Raw genomic sequence first — 1,942 nt, 5'->3', positions numbered from 1 at the left:
CGATCAACCCCACACCCCCTCCGAGCCCAACATTGTTGGTTTGTTTCCTCTCTCCTCTCCGCCTCCACAGGAGAAAAAAGACCCCCACCACCAAACGGGGGAGGGGGAGGGTAGAGTTGCAGGCTGTCCGGAAGCGGTAGGCGCGGGAGATGAGGATGGCGTTGGTGCAGCACGAACTGAACGGTGGAGCCCGATGACCGTCCTGACCTCCGACACCCGGCAGGTCGGGACCGAAGCGGCACGTCGCCGCAGCATCGCGGTCATCTCCCACCCCGACGCCGGCAAGTCGACCCTCACCGAGGCCCTCGCGCTCCACGCCCACGCGATCGACGAGGCCGGGGCGGTGCACGGCAAGGGGAACCGCGCCGGCGTCGTCTCCGACTGGCTCGAGATGGAGCAGAAGCGTGGGATCTCCATCACGTCCGCCGCCCTGCAGTTCGCGTACGGCGACGTGGTGATCAACCTCCTGGACACCCCCGGCCACGCCGACTTCTCCGAGGACACCTACCGCGTGCTGACGGCGGTGGACGCCGCCGTCATGCTGCTCGACTCCGCCAAGGGCCTGGAGCCGCAGACGCTCAAGCTGTTCGAGGTGTGCCGCCGCCGCGGCGTGCCGGTCATCACGTTCGTCAACAAGTGGGACCGCCCCGGCCGCGAGGCCCTGGAGCTGTGCGACGAGCTGGAGGAGCGCATCAACCTGCGCCCGACGCCGCTGAGCTGGCCCATCGGCGAGGCGGGCCGGTTCCTCGGGCTGCTCGACCGCGCCACCGGCGAGGTGCGCACCTACCGCCGCGCCCCGGGCGGCGCGTCGATCGCCGAGGAGGAGCTCCTCACCCCGCAGGCCGCCGCCGACACCCTCGGCGACGACCACACCGAGGCGGTCGAGAGCGTGCAGCTCCTCGAGGAGCTCGACCGCGAGTCCTTCCTCGCCGGCACCACGACGCCGATGCTGTTCGGCGCGGCGCTGGCCAACATCGGCGTCAAGCAGCTCCTGGACGCCGTCGTGGACCTCGCCCCCGCGCCCGGCGCGCGGCCCGACGTCGACGGCACGGCCCGCGACGTGGACCAGGCGTTCAGCGGCTTCGTGTTCAAGATGCAGGCCGGCATGGACCCGAACCACCGCGACCACGTGGCCTTCATCCGCGTGTGCTCGGGCCGCTTCGAGCGCGGCATGGTCGTGACGCACGAGCGCACCGGCCGGCCGTTCGCCACGAAGTACGCGCTGTCGGTCTTCGGCCGGGAACGTCAGACGGTCGAGGACGCCTACCCCGGCGACGTCGTGGGCCTGGTCAACGCCAGCACGCTCGCCGTCGGTGACACGGTGTTCGACGCCGCCGGCCCGCACGTGCGCTTCCCGCCCATGCCGGTGTTCGCCCCCGAGCACTTCGCGGCCGCCCGCTCGGCCGACCCGGGCCGCTCCAAGCAGTTCCGCAAGGGCATCTCGCAGCTCGAGCAGGAGGGCGTGGTCCAGGTCCTGGTGTCCGAGGCGCGCGGCGACGGCAACCCGATCCTCGGGGCCGTCGGCCCGCTCCAGTTCGAGGTCGCGACCTTCCGCATGGAGCACGAGTTCTCGGCGCCCATCCGGACGGAGCAGCTCGGCCTGTCGCTGGCCCGCGAGGCCGCGCCGGAGCACATCGACACCATCGCCGCCTACCCGGGCGTCGAGGTCGTGCGCCGCGGCGACGGCACCCCGCTGGTGCTGCTGCGCGACGTCTGGCACGCGCGGGCCTTCGAGCGCGCCCACCCGGACGTGCCGCTGATCCCGCTGGTCGCCAGCGGGGTCTAGCCCAGAAGGCCACTCCGGACGGGCCCGCACAGCCCCGGCCCTTCGGGCCCCCCCCCCCCCCCACCCCCCCCCCCCCCCCCCCCCCCCGCTTTTTTCTCCCCACAACCACGACCCAAGGCCCGGCCACCGCACCACCAGGCCAACAGTCACTGTCTC

The 1,942-nt window shown here is 72.3% G+C and carries 1 protein-coding gene; it reads left to right on the top strand.

Going from position 1 to position 1,942, the window contains the following annotated elements; genetic code table 11:
* Positions 1 to 193 precede the first annotated feature (193 nt).
* Positions 194 to 1,786 (top strand): peptide chain release factor 3, encoded by a 1,593-nt coding sequence (locus ACFV9Q_RS25870; RefSeq protein WP_377236798.1) that lies wholly within the window; start codon positions 194 to 196, stop codon positions 1,784 to 1,786.
* Positions 1,787 to 1,942: the final 156 nt, after the last annotated feature.

It is taken from the genome of Promicromonospora sp. NPDC059942, from assembly GCF_042731755.1.
Classification (GTDB): Bacteria; Actinomycetota; Actinomycetes; order Actinomycetales; family Cellulomonadaceae; genus Promicromonospora.
This window is presented reverse-complemented; position numbering and strand designations above follow the sequence as displayed.

Coding starts and splice junctions, on each gene's coding strand:
- ACFV9Q_RS25870 (WP_377236798.1), top strand. CDS start 194: ATGACCGTCCTGACCTCCGACACCCGGCAGGTCGGGACCGAAGCGGCA.